At 41.5% G+C, this 24,974-nt stretch carries 24 protein-coding genes and 1 other annotated feature; of the genes, 4 read left to right on the top strand and 20 right to left on the bottom strand.

Annotated features, from left to right (window positions below):
- Window positions 1–55 precede the first annotated feature (55 nt).
- Complete coding sequence (locus H7U02_RS06090; RefSeq protein ID WP_002886681.1) at window positions 56–559, top strand: HdeD family acid-resistance protein; 504 nt, start codon at window positions 56–58, stop codon at window positions 557–559.
- An 85-nt stretch (window positions 560–644) separates the two neighbouring features.
- Here the strand turns inward: H7U02_RS06090 and H7U02_RS06095 are convergent, their stop codons facing one another.
- The 13 genes from H7U02_RS06095 to H7U02_RS06155 form a co-directional block, all read right to left on the bottom strand.
- Window positions 645–2,525 carry an ABC-F family ATP-binding cassette domain-containing protein gene (locus H7U02_RS06095; protein ID WP_201042949.1) on the bottom strand — a complete coding sequence of 627 codons (1,881 nt, stop codon included), beginning with the start codon at window positions 2,523–2,525 and terminating at the stop codon, window positions 645–647.
- A gap of 83 nt (window positions 2,526–2,608) precedes the next feature.
- A complete protein-coding gene (locus tag H7U02_RS06100) occupies window positions 2,609–3,811 on the bottom strand; it encodes a CCA tRNA nucleotidyltransferase (protein ID WP_201042950.1) in 1,203 nt (400 codons plus the stop codon).
- Window positions 3,808–4,575, bottom strand: coding sequence for a 4-hydroxy-tetrahydrodipicolinate reductase (gene dapB / locus H7U02_RS06105; protein WP_049545670.1), 768 nt, complete (start codon window positions 4,573–4,575; stop codon window positions 3,808–3,810). Before dapB ends, H7U02_RS06100 begins: the two co-directional genes overlap by 4 nt.
- A 60-nt stretch (window positions 4,576–4,635) precedes the next feature.
- The gene (locus tag H7U02_RS06110) at window positions 4,636–5,478 is read right to left on the bottom strand and encodes a DegV family protein (protein ID WP_201042951.1); all 843 of its coding nucleotides are present in this window, start codon (window positions 5,476–5,478) and stop codon (window positions 4,636–4,638) included.
- Between the two features lies 1 nt (window position 5,479).
- Window positions 5,480–5,854 carry a DUF1149 family protein gene (locus H7U02_RS06115; protein WP_002885550.1) on the bottom strand — a complete coding sequence of 125 codons (375 nt, stop codon included), beginning with the start codon at window positions 5,852–5,854 and terminating at the stop codon, window positions 5,480–5,482.
- Between the two features lie 198 nt (window positions 5,855–6,052).
- Entirely contained in the window at window positions 6,053–6,748 is a 696-nt protein-coding gene (locus H7U02_RS06120) for a GNAT family N-acetyltransferase (RefSeq protein ID WP_201042952.1), read from the bottom strand.
- 57 nt (window positions 6,749–6,805) lie between these two features.
- Window positions 6,806–7,096 (bottom strand): 50S ribosomal protein L27, encoded by a 291-nt coding sequence (rpmA, locus tag H7U02_RS06125; protein ID WP_002885483.1) that lies wholly within the window; start codon window positions 7,094–7,096, stop codon window positions 6,806–6,808.
- 35 nt (window positions 7,097–7,131) lie between these two features.
- On the bottom strand, window positions 7,132–7,446 hold the full coding sequence (gene rplU / locus H7U02_RS06130) for a 50S ribosomal protein L21 (protein WP_002885597.1): 315 nt from the start codon (window positions 7,444–7,446) through the stop codon (window positions 7,132–7,134).
- A 40-nt stretch (window positions 7,447–7,486) separates the two neighbouring features.
- Window positions 7,487–7,561 (bottom strand) — a sequence feature (ribosomal protein L21 leader region).
- A 112-nt stretch (window positions 7,562–7,673) separates the two neighbouring features.
- Window positions 7,674–8,210: a GNAT family N-acetyltransferase gene (locus H7U02_RS06135; RefSeq protein ID WP_201042954.1), complete on the bottom strand. Its 537-nt coding sequence runs from the start codon at window positions 8,208–8,210 to the stop codon at window positions 7,674–7,676.
- A 4-nt stretch (window positions 8,211–8,214) separates the two neighbouring features.
- Window positions 8,215–9,534 (bottom strand): accessory Sec system glycosylation chaperone GtfB, encoded by a 1,320-nt coding sequence (gene gtfB, locus H7U02_RS06140; protein WP_002890082.1) that lies wholly within the window; start codon window positions 9,532–9,534, stop codon window positions 8,215–8,217.
- Window positions 9,527–11,038 carry an accessory Sec system glycosyltransferase GtfA gene (gene gtfA, locus H7U02_RS06145; protein ID WP_195950825.1) on the bottom strand — a complete coding sequence of 504 codons (1,512 nt, stop codon included), beginning with the start codon at window positions 11,036–11,038 and terminating at the stop codon, window positions 9,527–9,529. The genes gtfB and gtfA overlap by 8 nt, the downstream gene beginning before the upstream one ends.
- A gap of 105 nt (window positions 11,039–11,143) precedes the next feature.
- The gene (gene thiI, locus H7U02_RS06150) at window positions 11,144–12,367 is read right to left on the bottom strand and encodes a tRNA uracil 4-sulfurtransferase ThiI (protein ID WP_201042956.1); all 1,224 of its coding nucleotides are present in this window, start codon (window positions 12,365–12,367) and stop codon (window positions 11,144–11,146) included.
- A gap of 54 nt (window positions 12,368–12,421) precedes the next feature.
- Window positions 12,422–13,567, bottom strand: coding sequence for a cysteine desulfurase family protein (locus H7U02_RS06155; protein ID WP_080611220.1), 1,146 nt, complete (start codon window positions 13,565–13,567; stop codon window positions 12,422–12,424).
- Window positions 13,568–13,675: 108 nt separating this feature from the next.
- Between H7U02_RS06155 and H7U02_RS06160 the strand changes: the two genes are divergently transcribed.
- Both H7U02_RS06160 and H7U02_RS06165 read left to right on the top strand, forming a co-directional pair.
- Window positions 13,676–14,137 (top strand): DUF6556 family protein, encoded by a 462-nt coding sequence (locus tag H7U02_RS06160; RefSeq protein ID WP_014633949.1) that lies wholly within the window; start codon window positions 13,676–13,678, stop codon window positions 14,135–14,137.
- 44 nt (window positions 14,138–14,181) lie between these two features.
- Window positions 14,182–15,426 carry a bifunctional folylpolyglutamate synthase/dihydrofolate synthase gene (locus H7U02_RS06165; RefSeq protein WP_201042958.1) on the top strand — a complete coding sequence of 415 codons (1,245 nt, stop codon included), beginning with the start codon at window positions 14,182–14,184 and terminating at the stop codon, window positions 15,424–15,426.
- Between the two features lie 277 nt (window positions 15,427–15,703).
- On the opposite strand, the gene gorA is transcribed toward H7U02_RS06165, so the two are convergent.
- From gorA to H7U02_RS06190, 5 genes are all read right to left on the bottom strand, one after another.
- On the bottom strand, window positions 15,704–17,056 hold the full coding sequence (gene gorA, locus H7U02_RS06170) for a glutathione-disulfide reductase (RefSeq protein ID WP_201042960.1): 1,353 nt from the start codon (window positions 17,054–17,056) through the stop codon (window positions 15,704–15,706).
- A 149-nt stretch (window positions 17,057–17,205) separates the two neighbouring features.
- A complete protein-coding gene (locus H7U02_RS06175; RefSeq protein WP_201042962.1) occupies window positions 17,206–19,212 on the bottom strand; it encodes a fructose-specific PTS transporter subunit EIIC in 2,007 nt (668 codons plus the stop codon).
- On the bottom strand, window positions 19,209–20,120 hold the full coding sequence (pfkB, locus tag H7U02_RS06180) for a 1-phosphofructokinase (RefSeq protein WP_002885581.1): 912 nt from the start codon (window positions 20,118–20,120) through the stop codon (window positions 19,209–19,211). Before pfkB ends, H7U02_RS06175 begins: the two co-directional genes overlap by 4 nt.
- Window positions 20,117–20,863, bottom strand: coding sequence for a DeoR/GlpR family DNA-binding transcription regulator (locus H7U02_RS06185; RefSeq protein ID WP_049553799.1), 747 nt, complete (start codon window positions 20,861–20,863; stop codon window positions 20,117–20,119). Before H7U02_RS06185 ends, pfkB begins: the two co-directional genes overlap by 4 nt.
- A 213-nt stretch (window positions 20,864–21,076) precedes the next feature.
- The gene (locus tag H7U02_RS06190) at window positions 21,077–22,684 is read right to left on the bottom strand and encodes a ribonuclease Y (protein WP_201042963.1); all 1,608 of its coding nucleotides are present in this window, start codon (window positions 22,682–22,684) and stop codon (window positions 21,077–21,079) included.
- Between the two features lie 143 nt (window positions 22,685–22,827).
- Between H7U02_RS06190 and H7U02_RS06195 the strand changes: the two genes are divergently transcribed.
- Complete coding sequence (locus H7U02_RS06195) at window positions 22,828–23,310, top strand: S-ribosylhomocysteine lyase (RefSeq protein ID WP_002885585.1); 483 nt, start codon at window positions 22,828–22,830, stop codon at window positions 23,308–23,310.
- Between the two features lie 29 nt (window positions 23,311–23,339).
- Here H7U02_RS06195 and H7U02_RS06200 read toward each other — a convergent pair whose 3' ends face one another.
- Together H7U02_RS06200 and accD are read right to left on the bottom strand one after the other, a co-directional pair.
- The gene (locus H7U02_RS06200) at window positions 23,340–24,110 is read right to left on the bottom strand and encodes an acetyl-CoA carboxylase carboxyl transferase subunit alpha (RefSeq protein ID WP_002886662.1); all 771 of its coding nucleotides are present in this window, start codon (window positions 24,108–24,110) and stop codon (window positions 23,340–23,342) included.
- Window positions 24,107–24,973 carry an acetyl-CoA carboxylase, carboxyltransferase subunit beta gene (gene accD / locus H7U02_RS06205; protein ID WP_014633562.1) on the bottom strand — a complete coding sequence of 289 codons (867 nt, stop codon included), beginning with the start codon at window positions 24,971–24,973 and terminating at the stop codon, window positions 24,107–24,109. Before accD ends, H7U02_RS06200 begins: the two co-directional genes overlap by 4 nt.
- Window position 24,974 lies beyond the last annotated feature (1 nt).

A 24,974-nucleotide genomic window follows, 5' to 3' on the forward strand; every position in this document is an offset into this window, starting at 1 on the left:
TTTGACAATTTGATACTTACATAGTAGTATTAAGAAAATTAATAAGAGGTATCCTATGAAAAGTTTTACATTGATTAGTGGAATTCTCATTACACTCTTGGGTGTCTTTTTCTTCGCTAATCCTACAAATCTTCTTGCCATCGTTGGTTGGCTATTTGCCCTAGTGATGCTAGTATCTGGTGTTTCAAGTCTCATGGTTTATTTTAAACGAGATAACGAAAACCGCTCCTTCTTCCAACTGCTTCAGAGTATCATTTCCATCGTTTTTGGTATTATTCTGCTATCAACATCAGCATGGGTGCTCTCGGGCGTAGCTGTAACCATTATCGCTTGGTGGCTTCTTGTCTCAGCATTTACGCAAGGCTTTCAAGCTTATCGCCAACGTCAATTCGGCTTCTCAGGTCAACCTGCCCTATCAATCGCCTTGATTTGTCTAGTCTTTGGACTCCTGCTCTTTAGTGCTCCGTTTTTCTCAGCCTTTCTTATTGGGCGCTTGGTAGCTTCCTTAATTATCTTCGCGGGGGTCTCTGTCCTCTCCTTTTCGTTCCGCTTGTGGTAGGAAGAAAATAGTCACTACATAAACATAAAAAAGCCTTGCAATTCACATTTGCAGGGCTTTTGTCATACTTTGATTACTAAAGAGCTTATCCTTCTAGCTCACTCAAATACTCATAGCGTTCATACTTTTCAAGCAAGGTTTCGTTAGCAGCATCCAAGTCTCGTTGGAGGGTGGCTAACTGTCCATAATCGCTAGCATTTTCAAGCATGGCTGCTTCAATCTCTTCGATTTTGGCTTCAAGGTCAGCAATCTCATCCTCGATGGTCGCCCACTCTTGTTTTTCAAAGTAGCTCATGCGTTTTTTGTCTTCTTTGACTTTCTCAACTTTAGCGCTAGCTTGCTCTTTTTCCTTCTCTAAGAGGGTTGCTTGCTCTTGGAAGAAGGCTTTTTCATCAAGGTAGTCAGTGTAGTTACCAAAGAACTCTCGCACACCACCCTCTTCAAAGGCTAGAATCTTGTTCGCCACCTTGTCCAAGAAATAGCGGTCGTGACTTACGGTAACGACAGGGCCGCCAAAACCATTGAGGAAGTTTTCCAAAACTGTCAAAGTCGCAATGTCCAAATCATTTGTCGGCTCATCCAAGAGCAGAACGTTAGGCTTTTCAATCAGAATCTTAAGTAGATAAAGACGTTTCTTTTCCCCACCAGAGAGCTTGGAGATCTGTGTTCCATGGGTAGAACGAGGGAAAAGGAATTGCTCTAAGAGCTCTGTGATACTAGTTGTTCCAACCGTTGTCTTAACCTCGTCTGCCACTTCTTGCAAGTAGTTAATGACACGCTTGCTTTCATCCATGTCCTTAATTTGCTGCGAGAAATAACCAATACGTACCGTCTCACCAATATCCAGAACACCAGCTGTGGGCACAAGGTCGCCATTAATCAGATTGAGCAAGGTCGATTTCCCGACACCATTATCCCCAACAATACCGATACGATCACGGTTTTGCATGATAAGATTGAAATCACTGAGAATTTGTTTGCCATCTTCATAAGCAAAATCGACATGCTCAAAGTTAACCACCTTCTTACCAATACGGCTAGTCTCAAAATTAATTTCAAGATCGTCATTATTAACCGTTTGGTGAACCTCACCCTTAAGCTCCTTAAAGCGATTAATACGAGCTTGTTGCTTGGTCGCGCGTGCCTGTGGTTGCGTTCGCATCCATGCCAACTCCTGCTTATAGAGTTGCTTTTTCTTGTGAAGAGCCGCTGCATCTCGTTCATCTTGTTCAGCCTTTAGACGCACATAGTCTTGATAATTTCCCTGGTATTCAATCAGATTAGCCTGGTCTAGCTCAAAGATACGTGTGGCCACATTGTCCAAGAAATAACGGTCGTGGGTAATAAAGAGGACCGTTTTTTTAGAAGACTTGAGAAAATTAGTCAACCAAGCAATAGTATCAATATCCAAATGGTTAGTTGGCTCATCCAAGAGCAAGAGATCTGCATCATTCAAGAGAACCTGAGCCAACTGCACACGGCGACGAAGACCACCTGAGAGGTCCCCGACCTTTTGCGAGAGGTCTGACAATCCCAACTTAGACAAGACTGTCTTAACCTCGCTCTCAATGGACCAAGCATCTAGACTATCCATCTCAGCCATAACCTTCTCCAAGCGAGCCTGATTCTCCTCAGAATATTCTGCCATAAGGGTTTCATATTCTCGAATCAAAGCCATCTCACGAAGGTCTGATGACAAGACAGTTTCAAGCACCGTCTTGCTATCATCAAATTCTGGCTCTTGAGTCAAATAAGCAATCTTATAGCCATTAGCCTTGGTGAAAGGTGACACATCACCATCAAAACCAATACGCTCAGATACAACATCTAGCAAGGTTGTCTTACCTGTCCCATTGACACCAATAATCCCAATACGATCCAAATCATGGATAATGAATGAAATCTCTTTAAAAACCGTCTTATCTCCAACGGACTTGGTTAATTTTTCAACAATAAAATCTGACATCTTACTTCCTTCTTACAAATAACACCGCTACGGATCCTACGCATGCTCTGTAGCGGTGTGTCATTTTTATCACGTCTCTAGACTTATTTCATAGCTTGAACAAAGGCTACAATGGCTTCCTTGTCATTAGCTAGCTTCCCATCAACGATGGTATTTTCTATAGCCTTAAGTGCACGACCAAGGTCTGGACCAGGTTTGAATCCCAGCTCCTTCATCAGTGTGCCACCATTCACAACGATTTCGTGCTTATCATGGATGAGCAACTGGCCATCCAACTCGGCAATACGCTCATAATCGACGTCCAAGCCCTGAGCCCGTCTCAAGGTTTCAGCCTCCTCTAAGAGTTCCTTACCATACTGATAAACATCTTGCTTGGTCACAGCTCTCTCCAAACGGAAATTGAAAATGTCAACCAGGGACTGAACTGTCTTTTGGAAATTAACAGATGTCTTCCATTTTTTAAGAAAAGAGCGTGGATTATCGTGCTTGAGAGCCAGAAGAGTTGCCGCCCAGGCCTGCTCAGAACTTGTAAATCTAAAGTCATCAGCATAATCTGATACAAAAGACTGCCATTTCTCTGCTGTCTCTTGAAAATCTGGAAGATACTGATAAGCCTTAGTTGCTAGAAGTGCCTTGATTCCTTTTTTCCAATGTGGTGCCAAGAGCAACTTATCAAATTCGATGAAACTTCGCTCAATCGAAATCTTTTCCAAAAGAGGAGCATAGCTGGTCATAGCCTCAAAGGTCTTTTCTTCAATATCGAAATCTAAGCTCGCTGCAAAACGTAGGCCCCGCATGATGCGAAGAGCATCCTCGTTAAAGCGTTCCTCAGCCTTACCAACAGCCCTTAAGACACGGTTGTCCAAATCAGCAAGACCATTGAACTTATCAATAATCTCAGCATTTTCATTAAGAGCAAAAGCATTGACTGTAAAATCACGACGCTTAAGATCCTCTTCCAATGAACGCACAAAGGACACGCTAGACGGACGACGGTAATCCACATAGACGTCCTCTGTTCGGAAGGTCGTCACCTCATACTCACCGCCATTTTCCAAGACCAAAACGGTCCCATGCTCAATACCAATGTCTACCGTACGCTCAAAAATCTGTTTAGTCTCCTCAGGATAAGAAGACGAAGCAATATCAACATCGTGAATAGGACGGTTGAGAAGGGCATCGCGGACCGATCCACCAACAAAGTAAGCCTCAAACCCTGCAGCCTTAATTTTCTCTAATATTGGTAAAGCCTTCTGAAATTCAGAAGGCAAATAACTTAATCTCATAGTAAATGTTCCAAACCATAAACAAGCTGATTACGTTTAACAACTTCTTTAATCCCAAGATTAACACCACCCATAAAGGAAATGCGGTCGTAAGAGTCGTGACGCAAGGTCAATCCTTCTCCTTGGGCACCAAAGATAACCTCTTGGTGAGCCACAAGACCTGGCAAACGCACACTGTGAATACGGAAACCATCAAACTCCGCACCACGTGCCCCAGCAAGTGTTTCCACCTCATCCTCAGCTCCCTGACGTTTAGTCTCGCGAACCTCACGAATAAGTTCAGCCGTTTTCACTGCTGTACCTGAAGGTGCATCTTTTTTCTTGTCATGGTGAAGCTCAATGATTTCAAGATCTGGGAAATATTTGCTAGCTTCTGCCGCAAACTTCATAAGAAGGATAGCACCAATAGCAAAGTTAGGCGCAATCAAACCACCAATAGACTTGTCTTTAGAAAGGTCTGTTAATTCCTGAATTTGTGCTTCAGTAAATCCTGTTGTACCCACAACTGGTGCAAAACCATTCTCCAAAGCAAAACGAGTATTTTCATAGGCAACAGCAGGCATAGTAAAATCCACCCAGACATCTGCATCAAAGCCAACCAAATCCGCTTTATCTGTGAAGACAGGAATACCGTCCACTTCTTTTTCTGTCGCAAATGGGTCAAGCAAGGCAGCCAAAGTCAATTCGTCATCTCCCTTGACCATCTCAACCGCAGTTGAACCCATTCTTCCTTTAAATCCAGCAACAATAACTTTAATAGACATGTCATTTTTCCTCTCTATTGATCTTAATCATAGACAAGCCCCATCCCACATGGATAGTACTTATTTGGTAAATTTAGGTGTTAGACCTAACACTAGTGCTCCTTCACCCAAGTGTGTCGCAATTACGGCACATAAGGATACCACTGTTGAAACGCTAATTCCCTGTACTTCTAGCTGTCTTTTAAATTCCTCAGCTTTTTCAGGAGCATTAGTGTGAAGGATACTAAGCTCCATTTCACGATTTTCCTCAGCTAGGGCAACCAAACGTTTCACAGCTTTCTTCTCTGTACGCACCTTTTCAAAAACAACGATTTTTCCTTCGTCATTAAAATTCAAAATAGGTTTGATAGACAAAAGATTTCCTAAAATCGCCGAACCATTCGACAAACGACCACCCTTAACCAGATGATTAAGATCATCCACAAGAATATAGGCCGTCGTTTGGCCAACTTGCTCCTCAAGCTTCTTCAAAATGTTCTCAAAAGACATTCCTTGGGCTGACCAATGCAAAACGTTTCTCACCATAGCTCCCATAGGAGCTGCTGTGATTTTTGTATCAGGAAAAGCAATCTTCAACTTGGCATGGTCCTCAATCAAAAACTGACTATTAGCCCAAAAACCAGAGATTCCTGAAGAAAGGAAAAGCCCAATAACATGGGTATAACCTTCCGCCTCCAACTCCATAAGCAAGTTATCCAAGTCAGCTAGATTTGGTTGTGATGTCTTGAGCAGTTCCCCAGAGTTTGCCATTTGTTCATAAAACTGATTGACATCCAAGTTTTTTCCTTCAACAAAAGGCTGCCCCTCAATGATGACTGGAATATCTAAAACATAAACATCAGCATGGCCCTGAATCTCAGCAGGGAGATTAACCGATGAATCCGTAATAACTGCAAGAGACATCTTAGAACTCCAAGTTGATACCTGGGCGATCCAAGGCAATTTCAGTTACTTCATAAGTCAAACGTTGAAGCGTATCCAAGAGCGGTGCAGCCAAGGCTTCTGCTTCTTCTTGTGAGAAGTCTTTTGGTTCATTGACGATACGGTTTTGAATATGGTCCATTTGAGAAACAATCCCTGAGATAACAAACTCATCACGGACAATCATAAATTGCAAAACAGCTACAACAGACGTATTGTTAGCTTCTTCATCTTTATTGTGCAACTGGAAAGTTACTTCAACATTTGTTTTAGGCACACCATTCTCTTTTTCCCACTCATGGTTACGAACATCATAGTGGTAACGGTTAACAAATACTTTTTCGCGAATTAAATCCATTAGTCATATTCTCCTTGATACAATTACTCTTTATTATAGCATAAATATGCTTTATTATGGGAATATTATTGACAGAAAAATGAGTATTTAGACTGAGTTTGACAGCAATAATAATCACTAGAAAAGTAGGAGCTTTGATTTAGGTCTAAGAACACTAAAATAAGGCTCCTTCATCAGAAAAGAGCCTTACATTGATAGCTAACAGTCCCTCAAAGAACGTTTCTGCTGTCCCTGTTCATCAAAATTCTCAGGAGCTAGCCAATTCTCAAATCGTTTCTTAAGCACTGGCCACTCACTGTCAATAATCGAGAACCAGTCCGTATCACGGCTACGTCCCTTATAGATAGCATGGTTACGAAAACGCCCCTCATAGGTAAACCCTAAACGCATGGCTGCATTGGCAGAAGGGCGGTTGAGACTATCACATTTCCACTCATAACGACGATAGTTAAGATCTTCAAAGACATATTTCATAAGCAGGTATTGAGCTTCTGTAGCTGCTCGAGTCTTTTGTAAGGCAGGTGCTAAAATCACTCGCCCCATCTCAACACTGCGATTTTTCGGTGTAATAGCCATGAGTGAAAAGGTTCCTAGAACTTTACCTGAAGCCTTATCCCTAATGGCAAAGAAATAAGGATTCTGGGATTGCTCATAATCCTCCAAACACTGACGTACAGCTTCTTCAGATTCAAAAGGGTCCGCATACATATAGGTCCAATCCGAAAGAATCTGATTAGTAAAGTAAAAGTCTAAAATGTCCTCATAATGCTCTGCCACTGTCAAATGTTCAACGCTACAATAACGACCTTCTAATAGAGCAACATCTGGCATTTTACCCGGACTAGCATCTGCTAGACTTGGCCCTACTTCTTGTTGGTAGTGATTTAAAGGCATAGGATTCTCCTTTTTTCATAAAGAAAAGCCTACACAAAAGTGCAGACTTTAGCTTAATTATTTAGCAACTGGGTATACAGATACTTGTTTTTTGTCGCGACCTTTACGTTCGAAACGTACAACACCTTCAACTTTAGCGAAGAGTGTATCGTCACCACCACGGCCTACGTTTACACCTGGGTAGATGTGTGTACCGCGTTGACGGTAAAGGATTGATCCACCTGATACAGTTTGTCCATCAGCTGCTTTAGCACCAAGACGCTTAGCTTGTGAATCACGACCATTGGAAGTAGAACCCCCACCTTTTTTGTGGGCGAAAAGTTGCAAGTTTTCAAGAGTTTTCAACATAAGATTGTGTCCTTTCTTAGTGATTAGTCGCTAACTTACGCGTTGATAGCGTTGATAACAACTTTTGTATAAGGTTGACGGTGACCTTGTTTACGGTGGCTACCTTTTTTAGGTTTGTATTTGAAAGTAACAACTTTCTTTTGTTTACCTTGTTTTTCGATAGTTCCGACAACAGTAGCTCCCTCAACAACTGGAGTACCTACTACAGTTTTATCACCACCGACAAGAACAACTTCGTTAAAAGTTACTTCTGATCCAGCTTCAGCGTTGATTTTTTCAACGTAGATCGCTTGACCTACTTCAACTTTAACTTGTTTTCCACCAGTTTTGATGATTGCGTATGTGCTCATGATGCACCTCCTATTAAAATTTTTAATGTGTCTGAGGTTTCCCTCTGTGAAGACTCGCCTAGTACTGCGGGGACGAACCCACTTGCAAACAGTAGTCGTGCGGTTGCACAGGACGTGCATTTAGTCAACGTTACAATTCTATCATTTTTTCCTTCTAATGACAAGAGAAAAAGTTATTTTGATTATTCTTATTCTGTCAATTTAAGTTTAATACCCTAATACTCTATCTACTCCACTCTTACACCATGCTTACCTAGGAAAGTCTTAGCTAGAGCTCGCTCCAGATCAACTAAGGAAAGTCTCTTATCCGTTGTCAAAATTTGATAGCGTTCACTTCCTTCAAAATAGAAGTGATTCAATGCCTGATAGCCATTTCGTTTATAAAATGCTAAACGTTTTAGACGTTGAGCCCGATTAGAGACTTGCTCCTCATCCATAGGTTCAATCGTAAGCACACACGGTCGTTCTCCTGCTTTTTTCTTAACTTGTGCCAAAATCTGACTACCGTAACCCTGAGACTGTTTACTTTCCTCAACCGCAAGAAAGAGTAGGTAGACCAGGTTATCAGTACAAATTGCATAGGTAAAACCAATAAAAACTTCTTGATCAAAATAAGCCAAGAAAGATTGTCCATTTTTCAAACTGTTCCAAGACAATTGCCAGAGTGGGAGCCTCTCCTCCACAGGAAAAGCCGCTTCATAAAGTGAAGCGACCTTCTTGAATGTTGGTGTCAGAGGATAAATGTTACGAACCTCTAGTGTCATTTCCCTAACCAATAACCTTCTTATAATCTTCTGGTGTCGCCACATGAGCATGCTCACGTTGACGATCAAGCAAGTGACTAAGGAAGTCACGGTTGCCCAAAGCTTCTTTAAGGGTTTGTTTAAATTGCCCAGCATTCATAGCTGAGAAAATATTGCTTGGTGCAGTATAATCTGGACCATGGCTTGTGTTCGTGAAAGCCAGGATAAGCAGGTTATTTTCAAAGGCAGCACGTGTCGCTGACAGGATTTCATTTTGGTGGTTAATATCTAAATAGAAATCAGCCTCTTGATAGAGACGCTTAACCTGTTCTGTTGTAATATTCGGATAAAGGCTAACATTACTATATTTAGCTAAATCCATCAAACGACTTGACATTTCAGTGATTGCACCAATATGGTAGTGCATGGTAGGCACTTCACTAACAATGTTTTCCAAGTGTTCAATCTGATCTGAGTTGGTCAAGATCAGTGCTTGATTTTGGAAATTATTCTGACGAGCAAATGGATACATGAATCCGAGAAAGGCCACGCGAGAAGCCTGCTCTGGACTAACCAACTTTAGAAGATTCGTATATGCCGTGTATTCTTGCACTACAATCTTAGTTTGACGGTGATTGCTATCAAGAAGGAGGCGCATATTCCCAGGGACTGAATCAGTGATAGGCTCTTGCCAGAAGAGGACATCTTGACCAGAATTCGGAAGATTCATAGCTGTCAAGAAAGGCGTTGACAAGGAGTTATAAAGGATACGTCGCAAATCATAGCCAGCTTCTTTAAGATAAAAGACTACAAACTCCGATTTGTTTTTGAAAATGTAGACCTTGTCTTTCCAATTCAAGATAACATCTTTGGTCAAATGGTTAATGACGATAACTTCCTTGTTGTCTGGAGTGAAATAACTAGTAATGGTCGCTTCTTGCTTAACATTGTAAGTTGTTTGTGAGAAACGGTACCCCTTATTATTGTAGCGATCAGTCACACGCAGGCGACCTGACTCATCATACCAATCCACAGCTTTAACTAGACGCTGATGAGCAGGATGCGCATAGTGAATATGACCACGTTTCTTATCAAAACGGAAGATTTCCGCGTTGCTATTTGTTCCTAAAATTTCCCAGTAGTCAGGCACAGGAACCTGATTAAAGTAAAGTGCAGAACCTTGAACCTTGTCAAAACCAGTGAAATAAAGGTAAGGTGAGGTCACATCACTAGGCAGAAAGCCATCATCTGAAAGACAAACTGTTGTATTTACATAGCCAGCGACAATCAGTGAGTAATGGAGATCCCAACTACCCTGACTATAGTTTTCAAATAAATTAATCATGACTAGTCATCTCCTTTACTAAGTTAAGCCACTTCTGCTCGATTTCCTCTGTCAAAAAGCCTTTGGCAATATCATAAGAGACTTGATGAACATGATCCAAATCTGAGCGATTGAAGAAGGCTACAATTTTCTCTGCCAAGGCAGCCACGATAGCAGGCTCATCATCTTTTTCAAAACGAGGAATGAGGTAGCCATTTTCATTATCCTTGATAAAGGTTTGGTTCCCATAACGAACATCAAAACCAATCATACCTAGACCAGATCCCACAGCTTCTAGAAGTGTCAAGCCAAACCCTTCACTCTTAGAACCTGATAGGTAAAGTTCGTAGTCCTTGTAGACTTCTGTCAAGTCTTGGTGACCCTTGAGGTGGATATAATCCTGAGCTTGATTTTCCTCGATAATGGTCTTAAGCTTGGCTTCTTCAGCACCTGTTCCATAGATATCAAAGTTTACTTGCGGCAGACTTTCTTTAGCCTTAACGACAGCCTTGGCCAACCAGTCCACGTGTTTTTCATTGGCCAAACGTGAGGCTGTGATGATTGAGAATGGTTTACGCTCTCCTTCAGGCTTTCTCAGTTTATCCACACTTCCCACAGGGATGGTTACGATATGAGGTGTAAATGGTGTGTATTTATTGAACTGATCTAGCATAATGCTACGTTGACGTTCTGTCGCTGTGATAAAGAAATCAACCTTATCTGCATTGCTGAATTGGTACTCGTAGAAGTTATTCCATAAAATAGTCTTGTCTGTCACAGCATTTTCACTAAAGTGCTCTGCATGAACCACAACCCCAAGCTTAGCAGGTTTGGTGTTACGGAAAACAGCCTGTCCGGTACCAGTTGCACGGTCCAAGATGACGATATCTTGGTCAGTTAGACCAAGTTGCGACATGAAGTAAGCGATAAATTCATGCTTAGATGACAAAATCTTATCTGGAAAACGGAAGACACTATCCTTACCATCAACAATTTCATCATAAGCAACACTGCCATCCTCATTGAAGAAACGGCGTTGATAGAGGTGAGCCTTATTGTCTACCGGTGTGTAGTACTCCGTGAACATCTTAGTGTAAGAGTAAAAATCTTTACGGATTAAGCAACCACGCGATACTTTTTCCACACGGTGAACAATATCTTCACCTTCTTTACGCAAGTAGGCTGCATAGAAGATATCTTCCTTGGCACAAAAAAGCTTAACCACTTTACCATTAATCTCACGACGCGTGATGTCATAAGGAATTTCCTTTTCCAAATCCTTGACAGTATAGGTCGTTGGAGCAATTTTTAGGTCTGTAAAATAGCTGTAGAGCCAGATGAGGTCTTCATCCGCAAACCCCATGTTACGGGTCAAATCAGAAAGATTGTCCTGCAAGAACATATCCATAAAGACAAATTTGGCCTTAATACCTGTGTTTTTGAAAATTGTAGAACGATAGGCCTGGGCGTACTCAACACCACTTGATGCCCAACCGATTCCTAAATTGATGTTATAAACAGTCATGTATTTTCCTTTCTGGGTAAAAGTTCAACATCGACATTTCTTTTTCGACATACCTTACTCTAGTAGCACCTAGGCACTACTATGTTAGTACTATAGCCTCCTAGATTAGAGCAAGTCTTCAATAAGTGTATCCACTTCGTCTTGCGCCTCTTCAATAGGTGTGATTTCAGTCACCATGATTCCTGCAACCGCACGTTCAACCAAGGCGTCAACATCCATACGACGTTCATATTGTTCGACATTTTTGATTTTTGGATTAGTTTTTGGACGGTCAGGTGCAAAGATGGTACAGCAATCCTCAAAAGGTTGGATGGAAATGTCAAAGGTATCAATTTTTTGTGCCAAATCAATGATTTCCAACTTGTCCATAGTGACAACCGGGCGAATCACTGGCGTACATGTAACAGCATTAATCGCCTGCATAGACTCCATAGTCTGACTAGCAACCTGACCAAGACTTTCACCATTGATAATCACAAGGCCTCGGCGTTCTTCACGAATGCGGTCAGTAATACGCATCATAAAGCGACGTGTCAAGGTCATCAAATAAGCTTCTGGTGCTTTTTCTTTGATTTCTTCTTGAATTTCAGTAAATGGTACTTCGATGAACTGAATATTACCACCAAATTTAGTCAACTTACGGGTCAAATCTTGAGCCTTTTTAAGGGCGCCAGGGCTAGTGTAAGGAGGACTTGCAAAGTGGACAGCTTCAATATCCACGCCACGTTTAAGGGCAAGATAGCCTGCCACTGGCGAATCAATCCCACCTGAAAGCATGAGCATTCCTTTACCAGCAGTACCTACAGGTAGACCGCCTGCTCCTTTGATTTCCTCGTGAGAAATATAAGCCGCCTCGGCACGAATTTCTACCTTGAGGTTGACATCTGGTCCCTTCATCTGAGCCTTAATGTCAGGCAATACATCAAAAACTGCATTTCCTAAAGTAAGATTGAGCTCACGACTGTCGAGAACAAAGTCATGGTCACTACGTTTAGCAGTTACTTTAAAAGTGAGACCATCACGATAGAGTCCAGTCATAATGTCTTGAACAGCTTTTTTCAAGATTTCGACATCTTTTTCAAACTTATAAACAGGACTAAAGGCTTGAATACCAAAAATTTGCTTCAAAGACTCTGCTACTGGCTCGTAGTCTGTACCATTGAGGTAGATATGTCCACGGTCTCGATCAAAAGTCACTTTAACTTCTGGATAGATGGATAGGACATCTTTAATATTATTTCTAAGTTTATTGATAAAGCGCATACGGTTCTTGCCCTTAGTAGACAATTCACCATAGCGAACCATAATTTCTGAATATGTTAGTGTCATTCCTTTTCCTTTTAAATTCGAATTTAGTTTTATTGTTTAGTCGATTAAATCTTGTTATCTCACTTTTTGTGTCTTGGCGTAGACCTGCTTGAAAATCGTGAGGAACTGTTCCACCTGTCCCATATCATTGTCATCATCAAGACTGATACGAACAGCTGTTTGGGCTAACTTAGTCGGTACACCCATAGAAATAAGGGTCCCCGCTGGTTTACCCGCCTTAGATGAACATGCTGAGGTCGTTGAAATATAGATTTGATGCTCTTCAAAAGCATGGACAATAACTTCACCACGAACACCCTTGATTCCAAAGGTCAAAATATTGGGAGCAAAGTCTTCACCCTCACCTGAGAAAATAGTAATATCCTCGTACTTAGCCAATTCGTCAAAGATAATCTTTTTCATCTTGGCAATTTTAGGAAGAGAAAATTCCTCTTTGTCAGTTACCAAGCGCAAGGCCTTAGCCATACTCGCAATGCCGGCAACATTTTCAGTCGTTGAACGAAAATCTTTTTCTTGGCCACCACCAGTTAAGAGGGGAGTAATCTTTTTCCCCGCCTTTTTGTAGACAAAACCGACACCACGAACAGCATGAAACTTGTGACCAGAAAAAGTCGCAAAATCTACACGGTCAGTTAAATAGGACGATACTGGAATCTTTCCAATAGCCTGGACAGCATCCACATGAAAAGATATGGTAGGCTCATTAGCCAAGAGATCTGAGATGGCTTGAATAGGTTGAATTGAGCCGATTTCATTATTAACAGCCATAACCGAAACCAAGATCGTGTCAGGGCGTAATAATCCAGCAAGAGCTTCAACATCCACAAACCCTTGCTCATTTACTGGTGCATAAGACACCTCGAAACCATGCTCTGAAAGCCATTTGGCAGATTCTTTTACCGCAGGGTGTTCAATATCAGAAACAATGATGTGTTTGCCGTAAGGCTCTTTTTCGAAAGCTACACCTTTGATGACCCAGTTATCACCTTCGGTTCCTCCAGACGTAAAGAAAATCTCATCGGCTGATTTTCCAATGAGTTCCGCAACTTGCTTACGAGAAGCCTCCAAAATACGTGTCGCAGATGTTCCTAATTGGTGTAGGCTGGATGGGTTCCCAAATATTTTAGTAGCCACTTCTTGATAGGTTCTAAGTGCCTCTGGATAAGGCACCGTCGTGGCTGAATTATCAAAATAAATCATGATTTTTCCTCGATTTTTATTTACTATTTATTATAGCATAATTTTTTTAGCAATTTTTGCGAGAAAATCATATAATAGAAAGTACGAAATATTTTTAAGGAGAGCATCATGTCTGAAAATTACTCACGCCGTAATCATTCATCAAAAGAAGAAAAAAAATCTGCCCCAAAGGTGACTGAACACGTTACAAAAGGCTTCACTGCCTTCCAAAAAGTCCTCACTGCCGTCGGGACAATTTTGTCAATCATCGTGGCTTCAATCACCATCATGAATTTCACAGCCTCTAAAAATAAGGACACTTCTGATTCATCAGCCAATCAATCAACTGTAGTCATCAAAGAAGGCAATAATAAGACTCAAGAATCAAGCGCTACTTCATCTAGTTATGGCAATGCGACTGATTCAGAAACAGAAACAAGTAGCCAAGCAGGAACTAACACCTATTCGTCATCTGCAGATACAACAACGGGTGGCAATACGACTACCTCTTCATCAGCAGCTACTGCAGACACAACATCTGGCAATGCGACTACTGGTGGCGCAACAACTGGTGACGCCGCTTCTAACTAAGACATGTAAAAGGCTAGGAAACCCTGCCTTTTTTCTATAATCCTATGAACTATACAGAAACTCTAAATTTTATCCATTCTTTCAAGGGCAATGGCCGTCGCCCTCAACTCGAACGTATGCGTTGGCTCTTGAAACAAGCTGGAGATCCCCAGTCTCACTATCCAACGGTACATATTGTCGGGACCAACGGTAAGGGGTCAACAACTAGCTACCTACAAAATATCCTAACAAAGTCAGGCTATCAGGTCGGGACTTTCACCTCCCCTTATATTACTCGCTTCAACGAACGTATTAGTATTAACGGCACAGAAATTCCTGATAAGGATTTGATTAGCCTTGTCGCGAAAGCTCAGGTTATTCTCAATGATTTAGAAGAGCACACTAATTTTGGCAGACCAACGGAATTCGAGTTGGTCACCTTACTCATGTTCCTCTACTTCGACCTTAAACAGGTTGATATGGCTATCATTGAAGCTGGAATTGGTGGACGACTTGATTCGACAAATGTTCTTTCGCCAGAGCTTGCCATCTGTACTTCGATTGGCTTTGATCACACTGAGACCTTAGGCAATAGCCTTTTGGACATTGCCAATCATAAAGCAGGCGTCATGCGAGAAAACACACCTATCTTACTTGGTCGTGTCTCTACAGAAGTTGAACATTTCTTCAACCAAAAATCACATAACCTACAAGCTCCTTTAGCCGTCATTGATAAGGAAATCCAACTGCTTCCGAAAGACAATCAAGCGATCCAAATTTCTTATGACCATTGGGAAAGTCCAAATCTGAAACTTCCAATGTTAGGACAGCATCAAGAAAACAATGCTGGGCTAGCTGTCACTGCTGCCCATCTCCTAGCTCAAACATTTTCTAAGATTACCGATAAGAGCATCCAAGAAGGAATCGAAGAGACGCATTGGCCTGGTCGTAGTGAGTGGATAGGAAATAACATTTATCTAGATGGTGCCCATAACCCTCAAGGAATTGCCAGCTTAAAGCAGGTACTAAAAGATAACTTCGCTAATCGTAGGGTACATATCCTCTTTGCAGGACTTAGACGAAAGCCTTTGGCAGACTTACTAGAGGAATTGAAAGATTATGATATAACGGTAACCAGCTTTGACTTTTTTGAGGCACTGCCCTTGGATGACTATCCCAAAGACTTCAAACGTGCAGCCGACTATAGAGACTGGCTAGCACAAGCTAAATCAGCAAATTCTGATGACCTATTTGTTGTCACTGGATCTCTTTACTTTATCTCAGAAGTAAGAAACTACTTAATTAAATAAAATAAGGCCTGAAGGCCTTTTTTATTTAGACAGTCTATAGTTTTACACAAAGTGTAGGCTGCTATTTGAACACAAAGAAAAGTCTGAAACTCTCGGTTAACAGCCTTCACTTTTCTACCGCATCGTCACAAATTCCTCTGAACCTGTCGGATGAATGGTTTCCATAGCCAAAAAGGCTATGGAAATTCGCAAGGGAATTCCCTTGCGATTACTTTCAATTGAAGCCATTCAGACACAAAGAAAAGTCTGAAACTCTCAGTTAACAGACTTCACTTTTCTATCGCATCGTTACAAATTCTTCTGAACCTGTTGGATGAATGGCAACCGTATTATCAAAATCAGCCTTAGTTGCTCCCATCTTAATAGCCACAGAGAAACCTTGAATCATCTCATCAACACCATAGCCAATACCGTGAAGACCAATGATTTTTTCATCCTCACCAAGCGTTACTAATTTCATGGTTGAAGGCTGACGATTGTCTCCAAGGGCCGTATACATTGGTGTGAAACTAGATTTATAAACCTTAATATTCTCCGCACCATACTTAGCGACTGCTTTTTCTTCAGTCAAGCCAACAGAACCAATAACTGGATGGCTAAAGACCACGGTGGCTACATCAGTGTAATCAAGCTTAGCATCAGCTTTATTGTTGAAGAGTCGCTCTGACAATTGACGTCCAGCCTTGACTGCAACTGGTGTCAAATCAAGTTTACCAGTCACATCGCCAAGGGCATAGATTCCAGGAACAGATGTATTTTCAAACTCATCCGAATAGATTGTTCCTTTTTCAGTCAGTTTAACACCTGTCTTTTCAAGACCAAAACCAGAGGTGTTGGCTGCGCGTCCAATAGCCCAGATGAGGCAATCAACAGTAATCGTTTCTCCATTATCAAAACTAATGGTCAAGGAATCATCTGCATTCTTCACTACCTCTGTCGCATTAGCATGCGTATGGAGGGTTGGACCAGATTTAGCCATCTCATCAACTAAAACATCAACGATATCCTTGTCGAAGGTACGCAATGGACGATCTTTACGCACAAAGAGGTGTGTATCACTTCCAAGAGCATTGAGAACACCAGCAACCTCAACGGCGATGTAGCCAGCACCAATAACAGCTGTACGTTTTGGCACCTCATCTAGTTCAAAGAAACCATCTGAGGTAATCCCATATTCACTACCTGGGATGTTTGGATAAAGGGCGTGACCACCAGTCGCAATAAGGATATGGGGTGCTGTATAACGCTCACCCGCTACTTCAACCGTATGAGGGTCAACAAATCTTGCATACTCGTATACACGTTCAACGCCATTGCTATCAAAACCACGCTCATAAGAACCATGGATACGATCGATATAAGCCTGACGATTGGCCTTAAGCCTTGCAAAATCAAACTTATTAATTGTCACATCAAAACCATACTCGCCTGCATAACGGTGAAGGGTTTCAGCAACCTGAGCACCATACCACATGACCTTTTTAGGCACACAACCTACATTGACACAGGTACCACCGACCTCTTTTCCTTCAAAGAGAATAACCTTAGCGCCGTGCATAGCAGCACGATTAGCACTAGCAATCCCACCAGAACCACCACCAATGACAATATAATCGTATTCTTTTACCATATTTTACCTCTTATGTTTCTTTATACAGCGTATTAGCTACTAGATAAGCCATTTCTGCCTATACTTTATCATAAAATAGGTACCCTGACAAAAATCTGCTACGACACAAAAAAACAACCCCGTACTCAACGAGATTGTTTAATCATATCTTATTTATCAAGTGGTTTGCGAAGGAATCCGAAGAGGATACCTGATACCACAGCACCAATCAAGATGAAGAGAAGGTAGAGAAGGGCATTTGATGTGAGGGCAATTACGAAGATACCTCCGTGTGGTGCCATCAATTTGATTCCTGCCATACCTACAAGAGCACCTGTAAGAGCTGAACCGACGATAAAGCTTGGGATAGCGCGTGCTGGGTCAGCTGCACCAAATGGGATCGCACCTTCAGTGATGAATGAGAGTCCCATAACGATGTTTGTCAAACCAGAATCACGTTCTTCTTGTGAGAATTTATCTTTGAACAATACTGTTGCTACAAATACTGCCAACGGAGGAACCATACCAGCCGCCATAACTGCCGCCATAACAACAGAACCACCTGAAGTCACAGTTTCAGCAAGAGTTCCTGTAGCAAAAACATAAGCTGCTTTGTTAACTGGTCCACCCATATCCACTGCCATCATACCACCAACAAGAAGACCAAGTAATACGGCTGAGCTTCCTGACAAGCTTGACAAGAAGTTATTAAGACCAGTATTAATTGCTGCCATTGGGATATTTACTGCTAGCATGGCAAATCCTGTGAGGGCCACTCCAAGAAGAGGCATCAATAAGATTGATTTTGCACCTTCGAGTGCACGTGGAACCTTAATGTATTTTCTCAATAAAAGTACAATTCCACCAGCTAAGAAACCACCTACCAGTGCTCCAAGAAATCCTGATGACACTTGATGAGAAGAAATCTTATCAACTGCTTCTTTGGCTGCATTCTCATCTAAACCTGCAACTTTTGCATAAACTACAATATTTCCATAAGCAAGACCTGCTTTCGCAATAGCTCCAGCTGCAAACCCAGCGATCAAACCTGGTTTCTCAGCAATTGAATAGGCAATATATCCTGCAAGAATAGGCAACATGAAACTGAAAGCAATATCACCAATTGATTTAAAGAGAGCTGGAAGTTCATTGTAACTACCCAAATGTGACAATTGATCTTTAGGAACACCCATGATTTGGTCAAGCAAGAAGGCAAGCGCAATCATGATACCACCACCGATAACGAATGGAAGCATTTGTGATACCCCACTCATCAAGTGTTTATAGAAGGCACCACCGAGGCTCAATTTCTCACTTGATTCTTGAGCAGCTCCAGCATTTTCAGCATGGAAAACTTCAGCTTTACCATCCAAGATGTTTTGGATTAACTCTTGAGGTTGACGAATACCTGCAGCGACTGGTTTAGAAAGCAATTTTTTACCATCGAAACGTGCTGTTTCAACTGCCTTGTCTGCTGCTACGATAACACCTACAGCCTTACTGATTTCTTCAGCAGTCAATGGTGTTCCGACACCTGAAGCACCGTTAGTTTCAACACGAACATTGACACCCATTTCTTCACCTATTTTAATTAGTGATTCTTCAGCCATGTAAGTGTGAGCAATACCAGTTGTACAAGCTGTTACAGCTACGATAAGTGGTTTATCGCTTGAAGCTGCTTCTTTAACAGCTTGTGCTTTCTTAGCTTCCTCAGCCTGTGCTTCTTCTTCACCCGTATTGAAAGCAGCAATCACTTCATCTGGAGAAGTCACCTTACGCAAACGATCTGCAAAACCATCTTGCATAAGGTATTTTGACAACTCAGCAAGGGCTGCCAAGTGAGTGTCATTTGCTCCCTCTGGAGCAGCAATCATAAAGAAGAGGTCTGTAGGTTGACCATCAAGTGATTCGTAATCTACACCTTTATTAGATTTAGCAAAAAGTACTGTTGCTTCTTTTACTGCAGCATTTTTACTGTGTGGCATAGCGATTCCATCACCCAAACCAGTTGATGTTTGTGCTTCACGAGCCATAATACCTGCTTTGAAGACATCAAAGTCAGTCACAACACCGTTGTCAACCAAGCTGTTAATCATTTCATCGATAGCAGCTTCTTTTGTCGTTGCTTGAAGGTCAAGCAACATGACTTTTTTGTTCAGTAAATCCTGAATTTTCATAGTTTTTCTACCTCTACTTTATTGTATGTTTCTTTAATAAATTCAATTGTCGCTAAATCATCTGAGAAAGCTGTAGATGTTCCACACGCTACTCCCCACTTGAGAGCCTCAATCGGATCACCCGATTTAACAAACTCACCAGTGAAACCAGCAACCATCGAGTCACCCGCACCAACAGAGTTTTTAACTGTTCCCTTGATTGGTTTAGCAAAGTAAGCAGCCTCTGGTGTGACCAACAGCGCTCCATCACCTGCCATTGAGATGATAACGTTCTGTGCACCCTTAGCAAGGATTTCACGCGCATATTTTTCGACATCAGCCAAACCATTAAGTTTGACATTGAAAATAGCTTCTAACTCATGGTTATTTGGTTTAACCAAGAGTGGTTGGTAAGCCAAGGAATCAAGCAAGGTTTGTCCTTCAAAGTCACAGACAACCTGTGCACCCGTTTCACGCACTAGTGGAATCAATTTGTTATAGACCTTATTTCCAAGATTGCTTGGTGCTGATCCAGCAAAAACAACCACATCATCGGCACTTACACTTGAAAGAACTGCTTCCAATTCAGCCAATTGATACTCATTAATGACAGGTCCTGCACCGTTAATTTCAGTTTCTTGGTCAGCCTTGATTTTAACATTAATACGTGTGTCCTGATCCACAGCTACAAACTTGGTTTTAATGCCCTCTGCATCCAAACCATCTGTCACAAAACGTCCTGTAAAACCACCGATGAAGCCCGTTGCAGTATTATCAACACCTAAGCGTTGCAAAATACGACTAACATTAATACCCTTACCGCCAGCGAACTTATCATCACTCTCCATACGGTTAACTTCACCAATCTCTACTTTATCGATACGAACAATGAAGTCGATTGATGGATTCAGCGTTACAGTATAAATCATACTTCAATAACCCTCGTTTTCTCTTTCAATTCTTTTAGGAGCTCTTCTTCCGAAGCGTTTGTAATTATGGTTACTTTCTCGACCTCGGCTACCTTAGCATAGGTAATCTGACCAAGTTTAGAGGCATCAGCTAGAACATAGGCTTTTTGCGCATTGGCTATAACCGTCCGTTTGATAACTGCCTCTTCCATGTCTGGTGTGGTGAAATAATGAGCATCAACGCCATTAGCACCAATGAAAGCACAATCAAAATTCAGTTGTCTGATTTGCTCTTGAGCAGTACTTCCAATAGAGGCATCCGTTGAATGTTTAACCTTTCCTCCAACAATCCTAGTGCTAACACCGAGATCTACCAGCTTAACTGCATGATGGATAGAATTAGTCACAACCGTTACCTGACGATTGGCCAAATGTGGAATCAAAAGTTCATTTGTTGTACTAGCCTCAAGAAAGACGACATCACCTTCCTTAATCAAATCGGCAGCATAACCAGCTAACTGAGCCTTTTCTTTAACGTTTCTAATAGCTTTTTGACTATTGGCAATTTCTTCCTTTAGACCATGAATGCTTTCAGCACCACCATGAACACGCTTAAGTTGGCCATCTGCCGCTAACTCGTCCAAGTCGCGACGAATCGTCGACTCGGAAGTATCACTTAACAAAACAGTTAGGTTTTCCAAAGTGACAAAACCATCTTGTTTCAACTGAGACAAGATAATCTGCTTACGTTCAGACTTTAGCATAATCTCTCCTTCTGTAATCGTTTACAAAAACTATTATACTCAATTTTTAATAACTGTCAACTAAAAACGGTCAAAAAAAATCAAAATATTTCATTATAAAAACACTAATCTGCCAAAATGACGCAATTTGATAAGAAAGTTCTTACATTTTCAAAAAGAATACAACCTTTCAGTATCAAGTGCAAAATAAAAAAGCCTTGCGGCTCTCTTATCTTATTTGGCATAGTCAACCGCACGGAATTCACGAATGACTGTAACCTTGATATTTCCTGGGTAATCCAAATTCTTCTCAATTTGTTCACGTACCTTGTGAGACAAGATCGTAACTTCATCATCTGAGATTTTGTTTGGATGAACCATAATACGAATCTCACGACCAGCTTGAAGGGCAAAGCTTGTTTGAACACCGTCAAAGCTTGATGCAATTTCTTCCAAATCACGAAGGCGTTTGACGTAATTCTCAACAGATTCATTACGAGCCCCTGGACGAGCCGAACTCAAAGCATCTGCTGCAGCTACAATAACTGCAATGATGCTCTCAGGTTCTACATCGCCATGGTGGCTGGCAATAGCGTTAACCACAACTGGATGTTCTTTGTACTTACGTGCAAACTCAGCACCAATCTCTACGTGGCTACCTTCAACTTCTTTGTCAATGGCTTTCCCCATATCGTGAAGGAAACCAGCACGACGAGCGAGGGCAACATTTTCACCCAATTCACCAGCCATGATACCTGCTAGTTTACCAACTTCAACTGAGTGACGAAGGACGTTTTGACCATACGACGTACGGAACTGCAAGCGTCCCATAATCTTGATCAAATCAGGGTGAAGATTCATGGCACCAATTTCGTAGGCTGCCTCTTCACCATACTCACGGATACGGTTATCCATTTCCTGACGACTCTTCTCAACCAACTCTTCAATACGAGCTGGATGGATGCGTCCATCCTTAATCAAGGCTTCGAGAGTCATACGTGCAATTTCACGACGAACGGGATCAAAACCAGAAAGGACAACCACTTCTGGAGTGTCATCAATAATAACGTCAATACCTGTTAGACTTTCAAGCGTACGGATGTTACGCCCCTCACGTCCAATGATACGACCTTTCATATTGTCATCTGGAAGGTGAACAGTAGTTACTGTTTGTTCAGTAACATAATCTCCAGCCAAGCGTTGCATAGCTTGCGCCAACACATTTTTGGCCTTCTTATCGACAGTATCTTTAACCTGTGCTTCTGCATCTTTGATACGTGTTGCAATCTCATGAGTCAGATTATTCTCAGTCTCCGTTAAGATTACCTCACGCGCTTCTGCAATGGTCATCTGACCAACACGTTCAAGTTCAGCTTGCTTCTCAGCCTCCAACTGAGTCACATTCTCTTCACGCTCATTAAGATGTTTAGATTTGTCAGCAAGACTCTGCTCTTTCTTCTCGAGGGCAAGTTCTTTACTTGATAGATTTTCATCCTTACGATCAAGGCTGGTTGCACGTTCTGTTAAACGATTTTCCATTTGTTTAAGCTCTTGACGTTCAGATTTGAATTCTTTTTCAATATCTTCTCGATATTTTCTAGCTTCCTCTTTTGCTTCTAACAAGAACTCTTTACGTTGAGCCTTACTTTCGCGTTCAGCAGTCACACGCAGATGATCTGCATCATGTTCCGCCTGACTGCGAAGGTTCACAGCGTCTTGTTCTGCCTTTAGCAAGGTAGTTTCTGCTTGTTCCTTAGCTTTGCTAAGTTTAATAGAAATTGCTAAATATCCAACGACTAAACCAATGAGTGCAAAGACAACTAAAATTATCATGTTTATCATGTCTTTACCTCAACTTTTCTAAGGTTTCCCTAAAGAAAACCGTCTTCTAGTGTATCATATTTATAGCTTTTTCTCAAATAAATACTAGAACTTTAAACTGATTTTGTGGTATCATAACTCTATTAGAATAGGGAGGTATTACCATGCCAAAAGACGTTACTGTTGAAAGTTTTGAACTTGATCACACTATTGTAAAAGCACCTTATGTCCGTCTTATTTCAGAGGAAGTTGGACCTAAAGGAGATATCATCACAAACTTTGATATCCGTTTGATTCAACCTAATGAAAACAGTATTGATACAGGTGGTCTTCATACTATCGAACACCTACTCGCTAAACTGATCCGTCAACGTATCGATGGCCTTATTGATTGCTCACCATTTGGTTGCCGTACAGGTTTCCATATGATTATGTGGGGTAAACAAGATCCTACAGAAATTGCCAAAGTTATCAAATCTAGTCTTGAAGCTATTGCTAACGAGATTACATGGGAAGATGTTCCAGGGACTACCATTGAATCTTGTGGTAACTACAAGGATCACAGTCTTCATTCAGCTAAGGAATGGGCTAAACTTATCCTTGAACAAGGTATCTCAGACCAAGCCTTCGAACGCCATACCGTTTAAAAAACATTGGGATATATCCCAATGTTTTTTTAGTATTTTCTAAAACGTTGATAACGCGCTTCAAGCAAGTCCTCTGTTGATAATTGGCTTAATTCTGCCAACTCATCTACAATTGCTGTCTTAATTGCTTCAATAATTTCACTTGTAAAGTAACCACGTTCTGGGATCACCTTATCAACGATTCCCATGTTAAGCAACTCACCTGATGTAATCTTCATCAACTCTGCTGCCTCTTCTGAACGTGAGCCATCTTTCCAGAGAATAGTCGCAAACCCTTCCGGACTCAAGATAGAGTAGATGGTATTTTCAAGCATCCAAACCTTATCGGCTACCGCCAAGGCAAGAGCTCCTCCCGAACCACCTTCACCAATGATGATGGCAATAATTGGCACCTTAAGATCACTCATTTCCATAAGGTTACGCGCAATTGCCTCACCTTGTCCACGTTCCTCTGCTCCAACACCAGGATAAGCACCTGCAGTATTGATAAAGGTAACAACTGGACGACCAAACTTTTCAGCCTGTTTCATGAGGCGAAGAGCCTTACGATAGCCCTCTGGATGAGGTTGCCCAAAGTTACGGTTAAGGTTATCTTGTAGGTTTCTACCTTTTTGGATACCCACTACAGTAACCGCTTGGCCATTTAAACGACCAATACCACCAATAATGGCACCATCGTCACGGAAATTACGGTCGCCATGAAGTTCAATAAAGTCATCGAAGATTCCTTGGGCAAAGTCCAAAGCAGTTAAACGGCCTTGGTCACGCGCTTCTTTTAAAATACGTGCTACGTCGCTCATTGAACACCTCCATGGAATGATAAGAGTGTGGCAATGGTATCAGCCAACTCTGTACGTTTAACAATGGCATCAACAAAACCATGTTCTTGAAGGAACTCAGCCTTTTGAAAATCATCTGGCAAAGTTTCGCGAACTGTGTTTTCAATGACACGACGACCTGCAAAACCAATCAAGGTTTGTGGCTCAGCTAAGATGATATCACCTTCCATGGCGAAACTTGCTGTAACCCCACCAGTTGTTGGATCTGTCAATACAGTCAAATACAACAAGCCAGCATTCGAATGACGTTTTACAGCAGCTGAAATCTTAGCCATTTGCATCAAACTCATGATTCCTTCTTGCATACGGGCCCCACCAGATGCTGTAAAAATAACAACTGGAAGTTTTTCCTCAATCGCATGTTCAAAGAGTTTAGTGATTTTCTCACCAACAACAGTTCCCATTGAAGCCATAATAAAGTTAGAATCCATAATGGCCAAGGCTGTTTTTTGCCCCTTGATAGTTGCAACACCAGTCACGACAGCTTCATCAAGACCAGTTTTTTCCTTAGTCGTTGCTAGTTTCTCCATATAACCTGGAAAATTCAATGGATTTTCAGTTTTAATACCTGTAAACAGTTCTTGGAAAGATCCCTCATCAACTGTTAAATCGAGACGTTCTTTAGCGGAAATACGGAAGGTATAAGAACAATTTGGACAAATTTTAGCTTGTCCCAAGTCCTTTTGATAAATAGCTTGTTTACAACCAGGACATTTTGCAAAAAGTTCATCTGGAACTTCTGGCACTTGGTGATCAATCCCATTACGTACAGAACGGTTAGGATTGATACGGATATACTTTTCTTTTCGATCAAATAATCCCATA

The sequence above is a fragment of the Streptococcus sp. 3.1 genome (assembly GCF_016648915.1).
GTDB lineage: Bacteria > Bacillota > Bacilli > Lactobacillales > Streptococcaceae > Streptococcus > Streptococcus salivarius_E.